General features: G+C 73.6%; 4 protein-coding genes. 1 reads left to right on the top strand and 3 read right to left on the bottom strand.

Going from position 1 to position 3,485, the window contains the following annotated elements:
• Window positions 1–13: 13 nt before the first annotated feature.
• The 3 genes from ACIQOV_RS33180 to nth are packed head-to-tail and all read right to left on the bottom strand — an operon-like array spanning window position 14 to window position 2,896.
• Window positions 14–1,201 carry a MarP family serine protease gene (locus ACIQOV_RS33180; RefSeq protein WP_380541496.1) on the bottom strand — a complete coding sequence of 396 codons (1,188 nt, stop codon included), beginning with the start codon at window positions 1,199–1,201 and terminating at the stop codon, window positions 14–16.
• 46 nt (window positions 1,202–1,247) lie between these two features.
• A complete protein-coding gene (locus ACIQOV_RS33175; protein ID WP_401054446.1) occupies window positions 1,248–2,021 on the bottom strand; it encodes an NUDIX hydrolase in 774 nt (257 codons plus the stop codon).
• Complete coding sequence (nth, locus tag ACIQOV_RS33170) at window positions 2,018–2,896, bottom strand: endonuclease III (RefSeq protein WP_380357878.1); 879 nt, start codon at window positions 2,894–2,896, stop codon at window positions 2,018–2,020. The genes ACIQOV_RS33175 and nth overlap by 4 nt, the downstream gene beginning before the upstream one ends.
• A 123-nt stretch (window positions 2,897–3,019) precedes the next feature.
• Here nth and ACIQOV_RS33165 point away from each other — a divergent pair.
• A partial coding sequence (locus ACIQOV_RS33165) for a response regulator (RefSeq protein WP_401054445.1) occupies window positions 3,020–3,485 on the top strand: 466 nt, incomplete at its 3' end.

The following is a 3,485-nucleotide window of genomic DNA, read 5'->3' as shown; positions in this document are numbered from 1 at the left end:
CCGCCGGCACCCGTCAGAGCGCGCACCCCTGGGTGTCCGCCCGGCCGGTCGCGGCGCCGCCCCGCTCGACGTCCTCGCGCACCTCGGCCGCGGTCAGCACGTAGCCGGTGTCCGCGCTGTCCAGCGACTTGGCGAAGACCACGCCGTACACCTCGCCGTCCGGGGTGAGCAGCGGGCCGCCGCTGTTGCCCTGCCGGACCACCGAGCGCACCGAGTAGACGTCGCGGACCACCTGGCCGCGGTGGTAGATGTCCGGGCCGTTGGCCTGGATCCGGCCGCGGATGCGGGCCGGCTGGACGTTGAAGGCCCCGTTCTCCGGGAAGCCGGCCACGATCGCGCTGTCGTTGGTCTTCGCCTCGCCGGCGAAGGTCAGTGCGGGCGCGTTCAGCTTGGGCACGTCCAGGACGGCGATGTCGCGCTGCCAGTCGTAGCGGACCACCGTCGCGTCGTACAGCTGGCCGACCCCGCCGATCTGCACGGTCGGCTCGTTGACCCCGCCGACCACGTGGGCGTTGGTCATCACCCGGTGCGGGGCGAAGACGAAGCCGCTGCCCTCCAGGGTCTTGCCGCAGGAGGTCGCCGTGCCGACCACCTTGACCAGGCTCTGCCGGGCCCGCGTCACCGCCGGGCTGTTGGCCAGCGCGGGGTCGGGGGTGTCGACCTGGGTGATCGGCTCGTGCTCGAAGGGGTTGAAGACCTGCGGGAAGCCGTTGCGGGCGAGCACCTTGGAGAAGTCCGAGAACCAGTTCGGCGCATCGCCGGGCAGCGCGTTCTGCACCCCGCCGAGGACCGCCGAGGAGCGCACCTGCTTGGAGACCGTCGGCAGCGACGCCCCGGCCAGTGCCGAACCGATCAGCCAGGCCACCAGCAGCATCGACACGACGTTCACCACCGCGCCGCCGCTCGCGTCCAGTACCCGGGCCGGGCGGCGCCCGATGTGTCCGCGCAGCTTCCAGCCGAAGTGCGCGGTGATCGCCTGGCCGATCGCGGCGAGGACGATCACCACCACGACGGCCACCACCGAGGCCGTGGTGCCCGGGCCGATGTGGTCGAGCACCAGCAGCGGCAGCAGCTCGACGGCGAGCAGGCCGCCGCCGAGGAAGCCGACCAACGAGAGCACGCCGACCACGAAGCCCTGCCGATAGCCCGACACGGCGAATGCCACGGCCGCGGCGATCAGCAGCACATCCAGGACGTTCACTCGGACACCCTCCCACGGTCCGCGCGCCGCACGCGCCGACGTCCGGTCACGAAGCGTCGGCGTCGCCGCCCGGCAGCACCCGGGAGTGTTCGAGGTCTCCCTGGACCAGGGCCAGCGCGTCGTCCGAGAGGTCGACGATCCGGGACGGATCCCAGGGCAGTTCCAGGCCGCCGTGGTGCAGCACCCGGTCGATCACGCCGGCGGTGAAGCCCCAGACCAGCCGCCCGGCGACCGCGAAGGCCGGCCCGATGTGCCCCGACGGGTGGCGCAGCCGCACCCGGTTCGCCGGGTCGGCCAGCTCCGTGATCGTGACCCGGAACACCGCGCCGGTCTCGGCCGCGTCCACCGGGCGCACCGGCGTCTCCTCGCGCCACCAGCCGAGCACCGGGGTCACCACGAAGCTGCTCACCGGGATGTACAGCCGGGGCAGCTCCGCGAACACCTGCACCCCGGCCGGGTCCAGGCCGGTCTCCTCCCAGGCTTCGCGCAGCGCCGCCGCGATCGGGCCCGGGCCGTTCGGATCGCCGTCCTCCGGGTCCAGCACGCCGCCGGGGAAGGACGGCTGGCCGGCGTGCGAGCGCAACGAGCGGGCCCGCTCGATCAGCAGCAGGTCCGGACCCTCCGGTCCCTCGCCGAACAGCATCAGCACGGCCGCCGGCCGGCCGCCCTCGGCCGGTGGCAGGAAGCGGCTCAGCTGCTCCGGCAGCACCCGCTCGGCCGCCTCCCGGACCGGTTCCAGCCAGCGCGGCAGCCCGTCCGGCTCGATGCCCCGCGCCACTCCCCCGGCCTCCGGCCCGGGGTGGCCCCACCGCCCGCTCATGCGTCCACCGCCAGGTCCGCGACGTGCCCGTGGTGGCCGGCGGCGTCCGCGCGGGCGGCCGCCTCGCCGGGGAAGTCGGCCGGCGGCCGGAGCCGCTGCCCGGGCCGGCCGCCCATCTCGTACTTCAACAGCTTGCGTGCCTTCTCCGGGTCGGTCTCCCCCTCGCCGTACGAGGGGCAGAGCGGCGCGATCGGGCAGGCGCCGCAGGCGGGCTTCTGGGAGTGGCAGATCCGGCGGCCGTGGAAGACCACCCGGTGCGAGAGCATCGTCCACTCCGACTTCGGGAAGATCTCGGCGACGGCCGCCTCGACCTTCACCGGGTCCTCCTCGGTGGTCCAGCCGAACCGCCGGACCAGCCGCCCGAAGTGGGTGTCCACCGTGATGCCGGGGACCCCGAAGGCATTGCCGAGGACGACGTTGGCGGTCTTGCGGCCGACGCCGGGCAGGGTCACCAGGTCGGCCAGCCGGCCGGGGACCTCGCCGCCGAACTCGTCGCGCAGCGCTATCGAGAGGCCCAGGAGCGACTTCGCCTTGTTCCGGAAGAAGCCGGTCGGGCGGATGATCTCCTCCAGCTCCTCCGGGTTCGCCGCCGCCATGTCCTCCGGCGTCGGGTACTTCGCGAACAGCGCCGGGGTGGTCTGGTTCACCCGCAGGTCGGTGGTCTGCGCCGACAGCACGGTGGCCACCAGCAGTTGGAACGGGTTCTCGAAGTCCAGCTCCGGATGCGCGTACGGGTACAGCTCCGCCAGCTCGCGGTTGATCCGCCGGGCCCGCCGCACCATCGCCAGGCGCGATTCCGGCTTCCTCGGCTTCACCGCCGCCTTCTTCGCCACCGGCTCCTGCGCCGCGGCCTTCCGGACCTTGCTCTCTGCCATGCACGAAGGCTACGCCGACCGGCGGACCGCTCGCGGCCGATCAAGCACGGAAACCGGTCCTGGCAAGGCCTGTTGTCTAATGAAGTCCGCCCGTGGCCGTCACCTGACAGGGGGAGAGTACGGATGATCAGGGTCCTGCTGGCAGAGGACATGAGCATGGTGCGCGGCGCGCTGGTGGCCCTCCTCGCGTACGAGGAGGACCTGGAGGTCGTCGCCGACGTGGAACGCGGGGACCTGGTGGTGCCGACCGCCCTGGAGGTGCGCCCGGACGTCGCGGTGCTCGACATCGACCTGCCCGGACTGGACGGGCTGCGGGCGGCGGCCGAACTGCACGAGAAGCTCCCCGGGTGCCGGACGCTGGTCCTCACCGGGCTGGTGCGACCCGCCCACCTGCGCGCCGCGTTCTCCGCCCGCGCGCTCGGCTTCCTCGGGAAGGACGCCCCGGCGCAGGAGCTGGCGGCGGCGATCCGCAAGGTGGCCGCCGGCGAGCGCGTCGTCGACCCGGAGCTGGCGCTGGCCGCCCTGGACACCCGGGAGAACCCGCTGACGCCCCGGGAGTCGGAGGTCCTGCGGCTCGCGGCGCAGGGGG

The organism is Kitasatospora sp. NPDC091257 (assembly GCF_044757675.1).
Lineage (GTDB): Bacteria > Actinomycetota > Actinomycetes > Streptomycetales > Streptomycetaceae > Kitasatospora > Kitasatospora lactacystinica.
This window is presented reverse-complemented; position numbering and strand designations above follow the sequence as displayed.

Bases quoted from the DNA above. Each gene is read 5' to 3' on its own strand.
- nth (WP_380357878.1), bottom strand. From the start codon at position 2,896: ATGGCAGAGAGCAAGGTCCGGAAGGCCGCGGCGCAGGAGCCGGTGGCG.
- ACIQOV_RS33175 (WP_401054446.1), bottom strand. From the start codon at position 2,021: ATGAGCGGGCGGTGGGGCCACCCCGGGCCGGAGGCCGGGGGAGTGGCG.